The organism is Belnapia sp. F-4-1, from assembly GCF_000802185.1.
Classification (GTDB): Bacteria; Pseudomonadota; Alphaproteobacteria; order Acetobacterales; family Acetobacteraceae; genus Belnapia.
The window spans coordinates 1,282,258-1,298,213 of sequence record NZ_KN676113.1 but is presented as its reverse complement, the minus strand read 5'-3'; the positions used below and the strand labels follow the sequence as shown (position 1 = coordinate 1,298,213).

Here is a 15,956-nt window from a genome sequence, read left to right as displayed (position 1 = left end):
CAGTCGAAATAACGGGGCGGGAAGGACCTGTGGCGCAAGCCCTGCTCGCTGTTACGCATCCGCCTGGATGCAGCGCCGGTGCTGCTGCAGTGATGACTCATCACTACACTGCCGCACGGACACAGGCACGCATTTGGGCCCACGCCTGACGAGGCGCATGGACAGCCGCGTCATCCTGCTCGGGGCCGGGCATGCGCTGGCCCTTGTGGCGCCGGCGGCGGCGTGAGGCGTTGTCCGGGTGCTTTATCGTCGCGGTGTCATGGTTCGGACCGGTGTCCGCGTCGTGCGCCTCGAATCCGGCCAGGCATTGCTCAAGGACGGCGGCGCGATCTCTTTCGACCTGTTCGTCAACCCGACCGGCCTTGCCTCGATCCGATGGTCCGGCACTGCGGCTTCTGCGCTGCGCGTGGACGCCCATCTGCGCTTCGTCGCAGATCCTGTCATGCACCGCATCGACGGACACTTTCTCCGCCGGTAGCTGCGGCTTCGCAAGCGCCACCGCTGTCGGGTTCAACCCTTGCCGGGACGGTGACCAGGGTTGGATGATGGCGCGTTGGGCTCAACGGGAACCTGCATCCGCTCGCCCAGGACGGCGCGGATACAGAGCTCTGCACCAGCACGAAGGCCAACACGGCCCAGGGCGCCGCCAGCACCGTGCCACCGATGCCGAGGACCGCGCCGAACGCCACGATGGCGAAGAGCGGCACCATGGCCAATATGTGGATCAGCCGATAAATGGCACAAACGCCGCTAGAGCACATTGATGTTGTATGGAATCGCGTGTTCTGATTCGACACTGGTGATGCGGTGTCGAGGCGATGATGACGGCACCCCTGTCCGCAGCCTCCGACGGCGGCTGGTTCGTGCGGTTGAGACGTGCAGTTCGGCGCAGGGGGCGGCACGGCGCTTTGAGGGCGCCCGTCGGCGGCGACAAGTTGATGCAGCGGGTCCGGGAGACGGGCAGCGCGGCGCCGGCCAGGATCGTCGGCTACCGGAAGCCCCTGCTGGCCGGGCATGAACCCTTGCTGCGCGAGTTAACCACGGCCGAACCGGGCATCACCCTGGCCGAGATCCAGGCGGCGCTGATCTGGCGCGGCATCCAGACAGGCTCCCTGGCCACCATCTGGCCGACGCTGCGCCGGCTCGGCCTGCGGCATAAAAAAAGTTGCTGAGGGCCGCTGAGCAGGACCGGTCAGATATCGCCGACCGCCGCCGCCAATGGCGGGTATGGCAGCGCTACATGGATCCGGCGCGCTTCGTGTTCCTCGACGAGACCGGTACCTCCACAAGATGGTGCGCCGCTACGGTTGGAGACCGCGGGACGAGCGCCTGGTAGGCCCCACTCCGCACGGCCACTGGTTTTCCCGGCCAGCGCTCATGAAGGAGGTTGTGGCCTATGTGGCGCGGAGCCACGGCACCAGCGAGCGCCGGGCCTGTTCCCTGATGCGCCAGCATCGGTCGACGCAGCGCAAGCCGAGCACCAGGGACCCACGCCTCCAGATTCGGCAGCGCATGCATGAGATCGTGCAGACACGGATCCGCTATGGCTACCGGCGGGTCCACGTTACGCTCAGGCGTGACGGCTGGACCGTGGGGCGCAACCTGGTTTGGCAGCTGTGCCGCGAAGAAGGTCTTGCCCTCCGCAGCAAGCGACCAGGGCGGCGCAAGATGGTCGTGCACCGCGAGGCGCGATGTGTGCCCAAGCATCCCAATGAGGCCTGGAGCCTGAACTTCGTCCGCGACCAGCTGAGCCAGGGCACGAAGTTCCGGGCGCTGACCGTGGTCGATATCTGGAGCCGGGAGGGCTTGGCGATCGAGGTTGGCTAGCGGCTCAAGGGCGAGCACGGGCCGAGGTGCTGAACCGCCTCGTCCGGCAGCGAGGTGCGCAGAAATACCTGTTTGCCGACAACGGCAGCGAGTTCACTAGCCAACTGGTGGACCTTTGAGCCTACCACCACGGGGTGCAGATTGATCTCTCGCGGCCTGGCAAGCCGACCGACAACGCCTTCATCGAGACCTTCAACGGCTCGCTGCGGGACGAGTGCCTGAACCTGCATTGGTTCGAGACACTGGCCGAGGCCCGTGCCATCGTCGAAGCTTGGCGACGGGACCACAATGAGAGCCTACCTCACATGGCTCTCGGACAGAAGACACCGCAGGAATACCTGTTGCAAAGAAATCTTGCGGGTCCACGAAGGGTACGGTGGCCGGCGAAGGCAAACGCTGAACCTGGATCACCAAACCCGAGCGCCTTAAGGAGACCAATTCTCTCCGGAAATCCGGATCCAGTTCAGGGGTACAGGTCATGCCGGACTTAGGAGAGGACTTTATCCCGTCCGATGTGAGGCTGGTGACCGAAGCTTGTCAGGCATGAAGCTTTGCCTCGACCTTCACCGGCCAAGGCAGCCGCCCACGGTGCTGATTGCCGCATCGACAGGAGAAAATTCGTTAGCGCTGTGCGCGTCCACAGCGTTCCTCCAGGCAGCAGCGTTACCGATTTGCCGTAATCCTCCAGACCGTGTTCGACAGGTCATCGGCGACAATCAGAGCGCCCCGCGGGTCCACCGATACCCCAACAGGCCGACCGCGCGCATCGCCCTCGCTGTTCAGGAAGCCGGACACGAAGTCGATCGGGTCACCCATGGGTCGGCCATCACGGAAGGGCACGAAAACGACCCTGTAGCCGACGGGGTTGTTGCGGTTCCAGCTGCCGTGCTCGCCGACGAACACTCCGTCCGCGAATGTTGTGCCCATGGTCGCGGCCGAGAAAGCGACGCCGAGTGCCGCCACATGCGCGCCCAGGGCATAGTCGGGGCGGATGGCTGCTGCCACACGTTCCGGGTTCTGCGGCTGCGCGCGAGTATCGACGTTCTGGCCCCAATAGCTGTAAGGCCAGCCGTAAAAGCCGCCCTCACGCACTGAGGTTAGGTAGTCGGGAACGAGGTCAGGGCCAATTTCGTCTCTTTCGTTCACCACCGCCCAGAGCCGGCCCGTTCCTGGTTGGATCGTGAGGGCTGTAGGATTGCGAAGACCGGTCGCGTAGGGCCTGTGCGCGCCTGTTTGGGGGTCGATCTGCCATACCATGGACCGATCGACTTCGACTTCCATCCCGCGCTCGGTGATGTTGCTGTTGGATCCAATGCCGACATAGAGGAACCGGCCATCGGGGCTGGCGGCCATCGCCTTCGTCCAGTGATGGTTGACCGCCGATGGCAAGTTCGTCACCAATGTCGGCGGTCCGCTCGCCTGCGTCTGGCCCTCGCGATAGTCGAAGCGTACCAGGGCATCCTGGTTGGCGACATAAAGGGCGCCGTTGACGAGGGCGAGGCCATAAGGTCCGTTCAGATTTTCCGCGAAGACGCTCCGGCTCTCATAGGTTCCATCGCCGTCGGCGTCACGCAGCAGCGTCAGGCGGTTGCCGCCCGGCACCGACGTCTTGCCCCAACTCTTGATGATGCCCGCGATGAAGGCCTTGGGATTGAGCCGAGGGGCACCCTGCCCGCCCGTGCCCTCCGTGACCAGGATATCGCCATTGGGAAGGACGAGCGTCTGGCGCGGGATCCTGAGATCCGTAGCTATGGCCTGGATCGTATAGCCCTGTGGCACCGTCGGACGATCATTGCCCCAGGCTGCCGGACGGGGAATCGTCATATCGGGCAGCAGGCCGCGATGCGGCTCCGGGAGGCTCGGATTGGCTCCGTGCCGCTGCGGGGCGGGTTCGCCGTCGCAGGCGGAAAGGGCAAGCGCCGCGACGCTGATCAGAAGAGCTGTGCGCATCACGCTGCCTCCCTCGATTGATAGCCCGAGTAGCCCATCCAAGCCGCAACGAGCGCGAGGATTGTCGCAATGGCGGACAGGTAGAGCGCCTCGGGCATAATTGCGAAGGCATCCTTCGAATGAACGAGCGCGCTGATGAAGCCGAGTATCCACATGGCGAGCAGCACGAAGAAGTAGATGGCCGCACGCTTCCTCCGCGCCGTCCCGCTTCGGATCAGATCGATCAGTGCCCAAAGCAGGGCGAAGCCGCCGATGAACAATCCGCCCGCGAGGAGCCAGGACGAGAAGTTGGCCCACTGGATTTGAAAGCTTGACCGGTAGGCGAAGTCGCTGAGCAATGCGCCGAGGAAGAGCGGGAGCGGGAAAGCGAGCAGAATCGCGTGCAAGGGGTGAAGCGGCCTTGCTGATCCTGGCACGGAGATGGCAGCCAAGGTGGATCCTCTCATTTCTCGGTCCGACCTGGCAATGAGTGAAATCCGACCGGCGTCCGTTGGAGACGCTGATGGCCCAACGGGAGCGCGATCACTTAGTTGCGGCGCCACGGTCTGCCTTCCGACCGAAGCTGCTGCCTCTCTGGGAAGCATAGCACCCGTCGGAATGCTGCACCGCCTATGCCTGCTGTCCACCTAACCCCAACCGACCATCCAGCGAACAAGATTGATCGACCGACGGACGCAGATGGCTATGAAGTGTGTCCGTGGCTTATCCGCAAGCTTCATCCTTATTCGGGAGACAAGATCGGGCTTGATGATATCTGAATTGCACCGAGCGGGCAGCGGCCCTGGCATCCCCAACGCAACTGCTGAAGGACTATCAGTGCGTTGTCTGAGGCGGCGTTGTATGCGCTTGGATCGAGCAAGCTCGAGGCAGGGACAGGAAAGGTGGAACGGGAGACGTGGCCGAGATACTCGAAGCCAACAACGGCTGCGTTGTGACCATAAGGCGTCAGGCCTTAAGCCGGCGTAGTCGAGGGGGATTGACGGTGTCGGGGATGCCCTGACGCGGATTATTTGTCTTGATCCTTAGTAGCTCCTGCTTCGGGAGCTCATATCAGCCATTGCGTCGCTGGATGACCCGGAGGCATGGGCGGTTCATGGCTCCCGTGACGGCCGCCCCTTTCGGCACTGGTTGCTTGGCCACCATGGTGGTTCAGTGACAATACAACGCTTCACGGAGCGGCTGCCGTCCGACACCGCCACGCATCGCTTGCGCTCCATGCTGAAGGAGGTTGCTGGCGTATCGTCTGACGTCTACGGAAACCTCCGCAGGCTTGCGACCGCTCATCAGAAGAATACCTCTCCACGCGCTGGCAGCCTGCTGGCTAATGGCGTTGGCGCAGCGAGCCGCTGGGATCCGAGTGGTATCCCGGCCATGGTTGAGCCGTTACGCGCTTCGGCATGCTGTTCAAGCACAACGCCGCTCGCCGCCACCACATACGAAAAGCCGATACCGGGTCCATAACTGGCCAGCCTATGAAGCCGGCTTGACGCGGCGTGGCGACCTGACGCTCTGGTTCGATGCGGCTGCCCTGAACGGGTGGCAGGCGCCGCGGCGGATCACGCCGGTGGCCAGTCCTGTCCTGGTACCCGGACATGACGACCGAGCTGATGCTGTAGCTCGCCTTGCGCCAAGTGGAAGGCTTCACCACGAGCGTGCTCCGGCTGCTTGGGCAGGAACTGCGGGTGCCCGATCGCACAAGGCTCAGCCGTCACGGCCGCAGCTTTGCTGAACGGCAGCCCAAGGTCATCCCGTGCGGCCCGGTGCCCCTGCTGATCGACAGCACCGGCCTGAAGCTCTTCGGCCAGGGCGAGTGGGATGCGGAGAAGCACGGCCGGACGCGCCAGTCCTGGCGCAAGCTGCACATTGCAGTCGCGCTGGCACCGGCGAGATCGTCGCCTGCGTGCTGACCGACAATGCCGCTGATGACGGCGGTCAAGTGCCGCTGCTCGAGGCGATCGTGGGCAAGGACGTCTCCGTGATAGCAGATGGGCGTACGACGGCGAGCCCGTGTACCAGCCCATTGCCGACCACCAGCCCGATCCCCGCCGGACGTCATCATCCCCGCCACAAGCGTCGATGGTGCCGAGCAGGGAGGACGCCGAGGCGCGGAGCCAACGCAATCGCCACATCTGGCTCATCGCAAAGAGGCTGGAGACCTGGCAGAGGGTGACGGGCTACGGACGGCGCAGTCTCGCGAGAACCGCGGTCGGGTGCTGTCAGGTCAAACTAATGGCGGGAAGGCCGGCCGTCACTGTGCCGATGAGCGCGGCCTCTGCACCCAGGCGGCGGAGTTCCGCGAGGCAGGGCGCGACGGAGGCCTCGGGCAGGCCGGCGATGAAGCCGCCGGCGGTCTGCGGGTCAAGCAGGGCAGCGGGCGGGTTCTCGACAAGGCCGGCGACGGTCGCCTCGTTGCCATCATGCAGGGTACTGCGGATGCCCTGGTCCAGCGCCTCCTGCATGCCGGGGAGGAGCGGGATCGCCGCCGTATCGAGCCGGGCGGAGCAGCGACTGGCGCGCAGCATCTCCGCCATATGGCCGAGCAGGCCGAAGCCCGTCACATCTGTGCAGGCCGTGGCGCCTTGGGCGGCCAGCGCCGCAACCACTGGCCCACCAGGCTGCTGCATGGCCGCGAGGGCAGGCTCGAGCCAGGCCGCTCGCGCCTCGCCCCGCATGGCGGCGGCGAGGATAACGCCTGTGCCGAGCGGCTTGGTCAGCACCAGCCGGTCGCCAGGGCGAAGGCCGCCCTTGCGCAGCAGCCGCCCCGGCTCGGCTGTGCCGGTGACCGAGAAGCCAAGCGTTGGCTCCGCGCCCTCGCCGCTATGGCCGCCGAGGAGGCGGGCGCCAGCGCCCTCCAGCACCTCCTGCGCGCCACGGAGCATGGCGTAGAGATCCTCCTCCAGCCAGGCGGCGGGGGCGTGGGGCAGGGTGACGAGGGCGAGCGCCGAGAGCGGTCGGCCGCCCATCGCATGGACTTCGCCGAGCGCGTGGTTGGCGGCGATGCGGCCGAAGACGTGGAGGTCGGTGACAAAGGCGCGGAGTTGGTCGACGCTCTGCAGCAGCAGTGCGCCAGGCGGCGGGTTGAGCAGGGCAGCATCGTCCAACGGCTCGGGCCCGTCCGTGAGGCCGAGACGACGGAGGGCGCCGGAGAGGACGGGTGCGGCCAGCTTGCCGCCGCCGCCGGCACAGCGCATGGGCGCCGGGGCGGCGGCTGTGGCTGGCATGGCCGGCAGGGCGGCGAAGCGGGCGACCCAGTTGCGGTCGATGTGCCGCTTCCAGCGCCAGGCCCAGCGGCCCGCCAGCGCCAGCCGGCCGCGGAGCGCGATCGCCTCACCATCCGCGGTGCCGATCAGGGCGAGGGTGTGGCGCTGCGGGCGAAAGGGGCGCGGCGCCTCGCCGGCCACTAGCCGGCGGATGGTATCGGCCAGGGCCGGCCCCTGGCGGACAGCGTAGACCCCGGCCTTCTCGCGCGGATGCGCCTGCATGGCGGCGACATCGCCGGCGGCGAAGACCTCGCGGTGGGAGAGGGAGCGGAGGGTCTCGTCCACCTTGATGAAGCCCTGCGAGTCAAGGGTGAGGCCGGTCTTACGCAGCCAAGCCGGGGCGGCAGCGCCGGTGGTCCAGAGGGCCAAGTCGCAGTGGATTCGGCGGCCATCGCCGAGCAGCAGCGCGTCCGGCTGCGCCTCGGCCACCGGGGCGCCGGGGATGACGGTGATGCGGCGCCTGGCCAAGGCACGGCGTACGATCCAGCGCGCCAGCGGCCCAGAATGGGGCAGGATCCGGGAGCCGGGAAGTAGGGTGATCTCCGCCTCCGGGCCGAGACGGTGGCGGAGTGAAAAGGAGAGCTCCACTCCCGCCGCGCCGCCGCCGATCACCGCGGCGCGGGCGGCCGGCAGGGCGGCGCGGAAACGCTCCTCCAGGTTGCGGATAGGGCGAACGGGGAGCAGCGGCCCCTTGCCCGGCGGTAAGGGACGGGCGACGGAGCCGACATCGAGCGAAAGCAGGTCGTAGCGCAGCGGCGGATGGCGAGCGCACAGCAGTCGGCGAGCGGTAGGTTGCAGGCCGGTGACGCGGTCGTGGATCAGCCGGGCGCCGGCGGCGAGCGTCAGGCGCGGCAGCTCGACGACGCAGTCCTCCGGCGCATAGAGGCCAGCGATCAGGCCAGGCACCATGCCGGAATAGATCGGCGCCAGCTCATCGGCGACCAGGGTGACGCGCAGCCCGGGAATGGGCCGCATGGCGAGCGAGCGCAGCAGGCCGAGATGCGCATGACCGCCGCCGACCAGCAGCAATTCGCAACCCTCGGCGAGTGGCATCGGGTCCAGGTCTTTCTGCATCGGCTCCCGTCTATCGGAAGTAATGCGGAGCCGCCAATGGGCAGAGGCGGACAGGAATCGAACCTGCCGCACGCGTTGGGCGTGCCACCGGTTTTGAAGACCGGGAGGGCCACCAGGCCCAGCACGCCTCCGTACTGCTCACCGAGCCAAGATGGCGGTGGCCCGCCCTGCCGTCGAACCACGGATGAGGAAGCGCCGGTCGCCAACCCAGCGGGTGATGCGGAGGGCATCCAGGCGCTCGAGCAGCGGGATGCCGTATTTGAGCGAGATGCCGAGTAGCGTCCCGGCCTCGCTTGCGGTGAAACCTCCAGGCGCTTCGGCGAGGCGGCGCTTCGTCCCCTCGATCGCCTGGCGATGGAAGAGGATGGTGCGGCGCTGCACGGCATCCGCGGTGCGGACCAGTACGCCGCGCTGGAGCAGGAAGCGGAGCGCGGCTCGGCGCCGCGGGTCGCCGGCCGCAGCCTCCGCCGCATCGGGCGGGGCGAGAGGCCGGCGCGGCGGAATAGGGCGGCGAGGCCTAGCGCCAGCTCCCGCGGATCGCCGGACAGGGCGCGGGCTGGGTCGAAGCCGGGGGCGTGCAGCAGGCCCTGCACCCGTTCCGCAGCGCCCTCGGCAAGGAGGGCGGCCAGGATGGGCTCGGTGATGGCAGCGGGCAGGGCTTTGGGGCGGAGGTCGGCCTCCATCAGATGGGCGGCATGGAAAGCGGCGAGACTGGCGCGCAGGGTCTCGCGCAAGGTGACTCAGTCCTCGGGGTGGACGAGGGTGCCGCCGGCGATGCTGTGCGCGGGGGAGGGGAGGCGAAGGATGAAACCATCGCCCGCCATCGCCGCCAGCGGCGGATCGCAGCGGAGCTGGACGAGGGCGGTGGCGCCGGGGGCAAGGGCCTCGCCTTCGGGAAGCCGGAGGTGGGCGAAGGCCTCCGCCATGCCGGTGAGCAGGCAAAGGGTCGCGCCGTCGGCCAGGGGCACGGAGGCGGAGGGGAGCAGGGTGAGCCGCGCGTCCAGCCACTCCGTCGGCTGCACCGCGCCGGACGGGGCGAGCAACAGGCTGCGACGCATGTCGGCCAGTTCTACCCGCGCAACGCCACGGCGACACGGCGGCCAGGCGAAGCGACCGGGACAGGGCGGCGATGCATCTGCGAGCTCCGGATGCGGGCGCGCCGGGCGCTGGGATAGAGCGCGACCTCGTCGCCGAGGGCGAGGCGGCCATGGCGGAGGGTGCCGGTCACCACCGGGCCGACGCCGGGAAGGTGCTCGGTTTGCGCGGCGTCGCTCGGTGCTGGCGTGTCGAGGTACAGGCCCGGCGCTCGCTGGTGCCGTGGCTCCGCGCCACATAGCCACAACCTCCTTCATGAGCGATGGCCGGGGAAATTTTTTTTGACAGGACGTCCTGCAAGACGGTCCAGTCGAGGCTGAGCTTCGCTCCGGCCGCTTCAGCGGGGCATTCTCCTCGGTCAGCTGCTCCAACGCACGGCCCTGACCCGTCTCCAGCCCGGCATACTGCTTCTTCCAGCGGTAGAAGGTTTGTTCCGAGATACCGAGCTTACGGGTCAGCTCGGCCACCGGCAGGCCCAACTCGGCCTACTTCAGCACCGCCACGATCCGCTCCACCGAGAACCGCCGCTCCATGGCCGATCTCCACATCCGTCATGAGAAAACCCGCCGAAAAACCAACACCAGAGCCGGACCACTTTCGCCGCGTCACCTTAACGGCAGGCGCTGCTGATCCGGTTAGGTTCGGGCGGCGAAGCAGCAGGGGCAGGGCCACCTCCGGTGCAGGTGGCCGAAAGCCGAGAGCCCTATGTGGCCTTACGGTGTCGAAGTGCTGGCGCCATTGCCCGATCAGCACCTGAGCCCCTTTGAGCGTCTTGAGCACCTCGCAGTCCAGCCGCCCGTCCCGGAGCTTGCCGTTGAAGGACTCGACATAGCCGCTCTCCCAGGGGCTCCTGGGCTCGATGTAGGCCGTCCGCGCGCCAACGCTGGTAATCCAGTCCTGCGCTGCCTTGGCCACGAAGTTGGGGCCGCTGTCTGAACAGATGATCTCTTCCGTCCCACGAGCGTTGCCGTTGCAGTCTCCCCGACCTGATTCAGCGTGATCCGCTGGAGGAGCGATGATGAGTTCCTTGCCCATGTCCTTGGCGACCTGGAGCGACGCTCCGCGTGTCCGCCCGCTCAACGGCGCGCCGTTGCGAGATGGTCCGTACATCCTTTGCTGGCTGCAGCAAGCGTTGCGTGCCTTTGATAACCCGGTCATCGACGCGGCCGTGCGGCTCGGCAATGAGCTTGGCCTCCCGGTGCTTGTTTACCACGGCCTCCGTGAGGATTATCCCTTCGCATCCGACAGGCTGCACCGCTTTGCCTTGGGCGCCAGCCGTGATGTGGCGCGCGGCTGCGCAGAGCGCGGCCTCGCCTGCGTGCAATATGTCGACCGGGCGGCTAAGCGCGAGAAGGGCTTGGTCTATCGGCTTGCCGCGCCAGCCGCCGCGCTCGTGCTGGAGGACCAGCCTGCCTTCGTCGCACAGTGGCAGGCCGAACGGGTTGCCGCGAAAACCGGCACGGCCGTCTTCGCGGTGAACGCTGCGTGCCTCGTGCCACCCGCTGCATTGGAACAGGGCGTCGGCACTACCTCCGCCTTTCGTCGTCGCCACGAGAAGCTGCGCGATGCGTGGCGAGAGTGGACAGACGAAGAACCATTGGTCGCGCCCTACGGGGGGCCACTACCCTACGAGCCTGACCATCTTGGCCCGATGGACGACGCGGCCATCGACGCCCTCGTTGCATCCTGCGCGATCGACCATGCGCTCCCGCCCAGCGCGATGTTCCCGCCGACGCGGGCCGAGGTTCTGCTGCGCCTATCCCGCCTGCGCGACGAGGTCCTGCCGGCCTATGCGGATGCACGAAACGACGCGCGGCGCCCGGAAGGGGCGTCGACGCTCTCGCCTTACCTTCACTTCGGCATGGTGGGTCCGCGCGAGATCATGGCCGCGATCGCGCAGGCGGATGTGGCGGATGCAAGCCGAGCCAAATTCGCCGACGAGCTTCTCAGCTGGCGCGAGTGGTTTCACTACAAGGCCCGCAGCCTGCCCGTTCCGGAGAGCTATGCCCGCGTGCCGAAATGGGCCCGGGCAACGCTTCAGGCCCATGCGTCGGAACCGCGGCCGCATCTCGAGACGCTCGGTGCGTTGGTTCACGGCGAAACAGCCGACGAAACATGGAATGCGTGCCAGAAGCAGTACCTGCTTGACGGCTGGATGCACAACAACCTGCGCATGTATTGGGCGAAAAGGCTGATTGCGATGACCCCGGATCCCGAGACGGGTTGGGCCACCGCCTGCTACCTGAACGACCGGCTGAGTCTCGATGGCCGTGACCCATCGACTTACGGCAACCTTGCCTGGGCGTTCGGCGATGCCGCCCCCGGTTATGGCGACCGTCCAATCTATGGGCTAGTCTCGACCCGCACCGATCGCTCGATCCGCGAGCGGCCAAGCGGCCCGGAATGGATTGCTGCCGCCGCATCCCGCCCGACGTTCCGGCTGACGGTGCCCGAAAGGCCTCCCGTCGATCCCTACCTCACCACGAAGCTGCCAATCTGAGTGGCGGCCGAATCAACCGGTGTCCTTGGCGGAGACGGTTTCGAACCAGCCGGCATAGGGCGTGTTTCCAACCAGGCGCCGGTTGTAGTCAGGGGCGCCGTCCGTCCACCAAGGCGGTCCGCGCTCACCAAGGGCCCGCTTTGCTGCGTCGACGCTCGACCGCGCGGCACGGAGTGCGTCGGGATCGCCTTTCGCCATCCGGACAGCATGGCGGGCGGTCATCAGTTGCTGCACCAGCCGCTCGCGCTCCGCCGGGTCGAGTGCCGGGTTGCTCAGCCGCCACAACCGGCCACGCACCACGAAGTAGCGTCCGTCGGGTGTACGGGGCTGTTCAGGACCGGCGGGCCTGCGATCCGCGCCTCGATGTCCTGCGTCATCCTTCATGGCATTCCCGTCTGGTCGCTTTGGTGATGCCGCAAGGGACGCGCATGCTGTGATTCTCCAAGGCTGGTGCCCAGGATAGGCGGCCCGGAGCGTTCATCATCGGTTTGCGCCAGACTTGGCGGTGGCGAAGTCGTTGGCGCATTCGGCTGGCGTGCAGGTACCGATGATGATTGCGGTCCTGATGTCCGTGCTGTTGCGGCTGCCAAGGTTGTGCCGGCCGAAGAAGCGCCGCGGCGTGCCGGTTCCAGCGCGGCGAGGGCAGGGGAGGAGGCGCAGATATCTCGTCACGCATCGCCTGCTGCCGGGGCCTGTCCAGCCTTGGGCGGTGCGGGATGGCGTGGTTACTCCCTCGTTTCTGCGTCACGCGCCTGATCCGGCGCCAGGGCTTCCAGCCAGACCACGGCCGCGGCCGCACCGGCATCCGGCGTGCCGAGGGCGCGGTCGCCAAGATAGCTGGCACGGCCCAGGCGCGGGCGCATGGAGGCGGTGGCCTCCGCACCAGCCCGCGCGGCTTGCACCGCTTCCTCCCAGGCCGAGGTGGGCGCCTGCCCGGCCGCCAGCGCCTGGGCGAAGGCCTCTGCGGCAGCATGCAGCGCGTCCAGCATGGTGCGGTCGCCGGGCTTCGCGCCGCCCAGCTCCGCGATCGCGTCCACGCCGGCGGCCAGAGCGGCGGACCAATCGGCGGGCGATGGTGCGGCTGGCAGGGCACGGGCCGCGCGCAGCAGCGCCGTGGCGTAGAAGGGGCCGGAGCTGCCGGCGATGGCGCGTCGCAACGCCTCTCCCATGCGCGCCAAGGCCGTCGGCGCCTCGGCCCAGGCGGACCCCGGCAGGGCGCGCAGGGCTGCAGCGCCACGCGACATGCTGATGCCGAGGTCGCCGTCTCCGGCGGCACTGTCGAGCGCGGTCAGCCGCGCCTCGGCCCCCTCCAGCGCGGTGGCGGCGGCGAGGGCGGCACGGCGCACCACCTCGCCCGCGGGCGTCGCCGGGCGGACCGCCTCGGCCACCTGCGCGGCGGCGGTGCCGACCAGCTGCCGGGTGGGCGTGATCCGGCCGCTGCCGGGCCAGGCGGGAGCCTCGGTCGGCGCGTCCAGCCGCGCCAGCATTCCGTCATCCACCCGCATCACGGTCAGCGAGGCGCCAGGCATCTCCAGCGCGGTGAGCAGGTTGCCGCACCAGGCGCGCTTCACGACCAGCCCGCGCGCCCGCAACAGGGCGAGGGCGCTGCGGGCCACCAAGGCCAGCTCCATCGGCGGGGTGCCGCCGAGGCCGTTCACTAGCAGTGCCACGCGCTCGCCCCCGCGCAGGACGGCGTCGGCCAGGATGGTGTCGAGCATCTCCTGTACCAGCGCGTCCGCAGGGCGCAGGGAGACGCGGCGCACGCCCTGTTCGCCATGGATGCCGAGGCCCAGTTCCACCTCCTGCTCGCCGAGGGAGAAGGCGGGGCGGCCCGCGGCGGGGACGGTGCAGGCGCCGAGCGCGACGCCCATACTGCCGACCGCCGCCGCGGCGGCGCGGGCCTCCGCCGCCACCGCCTCCAGCGGCAGGCCGGCCGCGGCGGCGGCGCCGGCCACCTTGTGCACCAGCACGGTGCCGGCGATGCCGCGTCGCCGCGCGGGCTCCACCGTGTCGCGCAGTGCCACGTCATCGGCGACCACCACCACTTCGGCCGGGATGCCCTCGGCGCGGGCCAGCTCGGCGGCGAGGCCGAAATTCAGCCGGTCGCCGGTGTAGTTCTTCACGATCAGCACCGCGCCGGCGGGCCCGGCCGCGGCGCGGATGGCGGCCAGCACCGCGTCGACACCGGGCGAGGTGAAGACGTCGCCCGCGACGGCCGCGTGCAGCATGCCCGCCCCGACATAACCCGCATGGGCCGGCTCATGCCCGCTGCCGCCGCCCGAGAGCACGGCCACGCCGCGCGCAGCAGGTTCGGGCAGGCCGACGCGCACCACCACATCCTCGTCCCGCAACAGGGCCTGGCCGGGGTGCAGGTCCACCTCGCCTTCGAGCATCTCGCGCACCACGCGGCGAGGGTCGTTGAGAAACTTCTTCATCCTGGCCGTCCCTCTCCTGCGCATTCGAAGCCCGGCTGAAAGGGGCTCGACGCCGTCACCGAGGAGGCATCCTCCTGGACAGCCTTCGCTTCAGCACAGCCTATCCCCGGCAGCCTGCACGCGGTAGGCGGCCTGCCGGCGGCTTAGTGGAAGCCAAGGGCCATTCTCGGAAGGCTGGAAAAAAAGCGGGCCGGTGACGGCGGGCGTGACACCCGCGATCAACCGGCCCGAAGTGGCGATCAGGTACCCAACCCCAGGTTGCGGCACAGATCACTGGGAGGAGACGTCCAAGGCCACGGCCTGAACGAGGGACAGTATACGCAATCACGATAACGTGAACATGGGCTTTTCATTAACTCAAGTTAATTTATGTTTTATGCAGCCGCGGCGGTTGTTTCTGACGACAGATACCCGCCATGGGCGAGCAGCATCCGCTGCACGTCTCGTACCGGTAGCGATCGTGGCGCGACGCCCCGGTCGGCGGAAAGGGCGGCAGCGATGCCGGCAGCCTGCCCGGTGAGCCAGCATTGCGGAATCTCCCGCAGGAAGGAGTGGCTGGTGGCGTCGCAGGACAGGTGGCGGCCGGGAGCGAGCAGGCCGTCGAGTTGCGTCGGGACAAGAGCGCCGTATGGGATCGAGACATTAAGGAAGCGAGGCGAGAGCGGTGGGGAGACGCCGATCTCGTCCGGGGATATGCGACCGTCCCACATCGCCCGTGTCACGGCATCCATGCCGACAAGGCGACGGCCATGGCGGACGCCAATCTGGGGGGCGCTCAGCAGCGGCCAGGCACCGGCAAAGCCGGGGGCGTGGGCGCGATAGAATTCCAGGTGGGCCAGCATCAGGCGGTGGCTGCGGATCTCCACCTCCGTCAGGTCGTCCACGGCGACGGCCGAGAAGCCGGTCATGCGCGGGCCCATGAACAGGGCGACATCATTCCGCCAGGAGACGAAGGCCTTCTCGAACTGGCCATGCGCCGCCCGCCCGCGCTGGAGGAAGTCGGCAAATTGCTGCGGCTGCTCGGCCCTCCAGCGCAGCCAGGCCTCCATGTCGACGCCGCCGAACATCCAGCTCGTGTTTATGGCGTGGTGGATGTCACCCTCCTCGATGTCGTCGGAGCAGCTGGCGCCGGCACGGTGGAGGAGGTCGCCATCGCCGGTCGCGTCCACCACGACCTTGGCAAGGATGGCACGGCGGCCCTGCTTGCTCTCAAAGATGGTGCCGCGGACGGCATCGCCCTCCATCACCGGCTGGGCGCCCCAGGCGTGGAAGAGCGGCTCGGCGCCGGCTTCGAGGACCATCTCAAGTGCTGTGGCCTTCATCCATTCGGGATCGGCCGTCGGGGAGTGGGTGATGGTACCGTGGAAGGCGGCGGTGCGGAGCGCCCACCAGGCGGCGGTCGCGGCGTCGCGGCTGCCCCAGGCCTCGCGCGGCGGGCCGGCGATGGCGTCCAGCGGCATGCGGGCCAGGAATTCCTGGGCAAAGCCACGGATCACGAGCTGGCCGGACCAATCGGTCATGCGGTCGATCCAGATGACGAGGCCGCCGGTGGAGAGGCCGCCGAGATGGTTGTAGCGCTCGATCAGCATCGTCCGGGCGCCGAGGCGGGCAGCGGCGACGGCAGCGGCGGTGCCGGCCGGGCCGCCGCCGACGACCAGCACGTCGCATTCGGCGTGGATCGGCACCTCACACGCCGGCTCGGTCAGGCTGCGGCCGGTGACGCGAGGGTGGCGGACGCGGGCGCTCGAGGCTTCCACGCGGAAGGTCTCACTCTGGAAGAAGAGGCGGCCGGAGGGGGTGTCGCTCATCCGTCGG

At 68.2% G+C, this 15,956-nt stretch carries 14 protein-coding genes, 1 tRNA gene and 2 pseudogenes; 6 read left to right on the top strand and 11 right to left on the bottom strand.

Features of this window, described 5'->3' with window-relative positions:
• Positions 1-238 precede the first annotated feature (238 nt).
• The 3 genes and pseudogenes from LH62_RS06350 to LH62_RS31890 all read left to right on the top strand — a co-directional run.
• Positions 239-478 (top strand): hypothetical protein, encoded by a 240-nt coding sequence (locus LH62_RS06350; protein ID WP_160299781.1) that lies wholly within the window; start codon positions 239-241, stop codon positions 476-478.
• 340 nt (positions 479-818) lie between these two features.
• The gene (locus LH62_RS06345; protein ID WP_144404396.1) at positions 819-1,172 is read left to right on the top strand and encodes a hypothetical protein; all 354 of its coding nucleotides are present in this window, start codon (positions 819-821) and stop codon (positions 1,170-1,172) included.
• Positions 1,173-1,368: 196 nt separating this feature from the next.
• A pseudogene (locus LH62_RS31890) lies at positions 1,369-2,183 on the top strand (IS3 family transposase); the annotation flags it as partial.
• 307 nt (positions 2,184-2,490) lie between these two features.
• Here LH62_RS31890 and LH62_RS06335 read toward each other — a convergent pair.
• Both LH62_RS06335 and LH62_RS06330 read right to left on the bottom strand, forming a co-directional pair.
• Entirely contained in the window at positions 2,491-3,777 is a 1,287-nt protein-coding gene (locus tag LH62_RS06335) for a sorbosone dehydrogenase family protein (protein ID WP_043360016.1), read from the bottom strand.
• Entirely contained in the window at positions 3,777-4,208 is a 432-nt protein-coding gene (locus tag LH62_RS06330) for a DUF2231 domain-containing protein (protein ID WP_236552489.1), read from the bottom strand. The genes LH62_RS06335 and LH62_RS06330 overlap by 1 nt, the downstream gene beginning before the upstream one ends.
• A 1,191-nt stretch (positions 4,209-5,399) precedes the next feature.
• On the opposite strand from LH62_RS06330, the gene LH62_RS28095 reads away from it, so the two are divergent.
• Complete coding sequence (locus LH62_RS28095) at positions 5,400-5,684, top strand: transposase (protein WP_082012380.1); 285 nt, start codon at positions 5,400-5,402, stop codon at positions 5,682-5,684.
• 309 nt (positions 5,685-5,993) lie between these two features.
• On the opposite strand, the gene selD is transcribed toward LH62_RS28095, so the two are convergent.
• The 4 genes from selD to LH62_RS31885 all read right to left on the bottom strand — a co-directional run bounded on the left by selD (position 5,994) and on the right by LH62_RS31885 (position 9,169).
• On the bottom strand, positions 5,994-8,111 hold the full coding sequence (gene selD / locus LH62_RS06320) for a selenide, water dikinase SelD (protein WP_052213771.1): 2,118 nt from the start codon (positions 8,109-8,111) through the stop codon (positions 5,994-5,996).
• Between the two features lie 41 nt (positions 8,112-8,152).
• Positions 8,153-8,242 (bottom strand) — tRNA-Sec (locus LH62_RS30930).
• A gap of 7 nt (positions 8,243-8,249) precedes the next feature.
• Positions 8,250-8,492, bottom strand: a complete 243-nt coding sequence (locus LH62_RS31015; protein ID WP_052213770.1) for a SelB C-terminal domain-containing protein — start codon at positions 8,490-8,492, stop codon at positions 8,250-8,252.
• A gap of 359 nt (positions 8,493-8,851) precedes the next feature.
• Positions 8,852-9,169, bottom strand: coding sequence for a hypothetical protein (locus tag LH62_RS31885; RefSeq protein WP_052213769.1), 318 nt, complete (start codon positions 9,167-9,169; stop codon positions 8,852-8,854).
• A gap of 71 nt (positions 9,170-9,240) precedes the next feature.
• On the opposite strand from LH62_RS31885, the gene LH62_RS31880 reads away from it, so the two are divergent.
• Positions 9,241-9,447 (top strand): hypothetical protein, encoded by a 207-nt coding sequence (locus tag LH62_RS31880; RefSeq protein WP_236552694.1) that lies wholly within the window; start codon positions 9,241-9,243, stop codon positions 9,445-9,447.
• Positions 9,448-9,598: 151 nt separating this feature from the next.
• On the opposite strand, the pseudogene LH62_RS32645 reads toward LH62_RS31880, so the two are convergent.
• Together LH62_RS32645 and LH62_RS32640 are read right to left on the bottom strand one after the other, a co-directional pair.
• A pseudogene (locus LH62_RS32645) lies at positions 9,599-9,673 on the bottom strand (transposase); the annotation flags it as partial.
• A complete protein-coding gene (locus LH62_RS32640; protein ID WP_160299779.1) occupies positions 9,654-10,241 on the bottom strand; it encodes an integrase core domain-containing protein in 588 nt (195 codons plus the stop codon). The pseudogene LH62_RS32645 and the gene LH62_RS32640, both read right to left, overlap by 20 nt.
• On the opposite strand from LH62_RS32640, the gene LH62_RS06310 reads away from it, so the two are divergent.
• The gene (locus LH62_RS06310) at positions 10,240-11,706 is read left to right on the top strand and encodes a deoxyribodipyrimidine photo-lyase (protein WP_201445430.1); all 1,467 of its coding nucleotides are present in this window, start codon (positions 10,240-10,242) and stop codon (positions 11,704-11,706) included. The genes LH62_RS32640 and LH62_RS06310 overlap by 2 nt on opposite strands.
• Positions 11,707-11,718: 12 nt before the next feature.
• On the opposite strand, the gene LH62_RS06305 is transcribed toward LH62_RS06310, so the two are convergent.
• From LH62_RS06305 to LH62_RS06295, 3 genes are all read right to left on the bottom strand, one after another.
• Complete coding sequence (locus tag LH62_RS06305; protein WP_082012378.1) at positions 11,719-12,090, bottom strand: hypothetical protein; 372 nt, start codon at positions 12,088-12,090, stop codon at positions 11,719-11,721.
• Positions 12,091-12,431: 341 nt separating this feature from the next.
• Positions 12,432-14,141 carry a dihydroxyacetone kinase family protein gene (locus LH62_RS06300; protein ID WP_043360010.1) on the bottom strand — a complete coding sequence of 570 codons (1,710 nt, stop codon included), beginning with the start codon at positions 14,139-14,141 and terminating at the stop codon, positions 12,432-12,434.
• A gap of 374 nt (positions 14,142-14,515) precedes the next feature.
• Positions 14,516-15,949: an FAD-dependent oxidoreductase gene (locus LH62_RS06295; RefSeq protein ID WP_082012377.1), complete on the bottom strand. Its 1,434-nt coding sequence runs from the start codon at positions 15,947-15,949 to the stop codon at positions 14,516-14,518.
• Positions 15,950-15,956 lie beyond the last annotated feature (7 nt).

Coding starts and splice junctions, on each gene's coding strand:
- LH62_RS06310 (WP_201445430.1), top strand. CDS start 10,240: ATGTCCTTGGCGACCTGGAGCGACGCTCCGCGTGTCCGCCCGCTCAAC.
- LH62_RS06300 (WP_043360010.1), bottom strand. CDS start 14,141: ATGAAGAAGTTTCTCAACGACCCTCGCCGCGTGGTGCGCGAGATGCTC.
- LH62_RS32640 (WP_160299779.1), bottom strand. CDS start 10,241: ATGGGCAAGGAACTCATCATCGCTCCTCCAGCGGATCACGCTGAATCA.
- selD (WP_052213771.1), bottom strand. CDS start 8,111: ATGCAGAAAGACCTGGACCCGATGCCACTCGCCGAGGGTTGCGAATTG.
- LH62_RS31885 (WP_052213769.1), bottom strand. CDS start 9,169: ATGCGTCGCAGCCTGTTGCTCGCCCCGTCCGGCGCGGTGCAGCCGACG.
- LH62_RS06345 (WP_144404396.1), top strand. CDS start 819: ATGATGACGGCACCCCTGTCCGCAGCCTCCGACGGCGGCTGGTTCGTG.
- LH62_RS06335 (WP_043360016.1), bottom strand. CDS start 3,777: ATGCGCACAGCTCTTCTGATCAGCGTCGCGGCGCTTGCCCTTTCCGCC.
- LH62_RS06305 (WP_082012378.1), bottom strand. CDS start 12,090: ATGAAGGATGACGCAGGACATCGAGGCGCGGATCGCAGGCCCGCCGGT.
- LH62_RS31880 (WP_236552694.1), top strand. CDS start 9,241: ATGCATCTGCGAGCTCCGGATGCGGGCGCGCCGGGCGCTGGGATAGAG.
- LH62_RS06295 (WP_082012377.1), bottom strand. CDS start 15,949: ATGAGCGACACCCCCTCCGGCCGCCTCTTCTTCCAGAGTGAGACCTTC.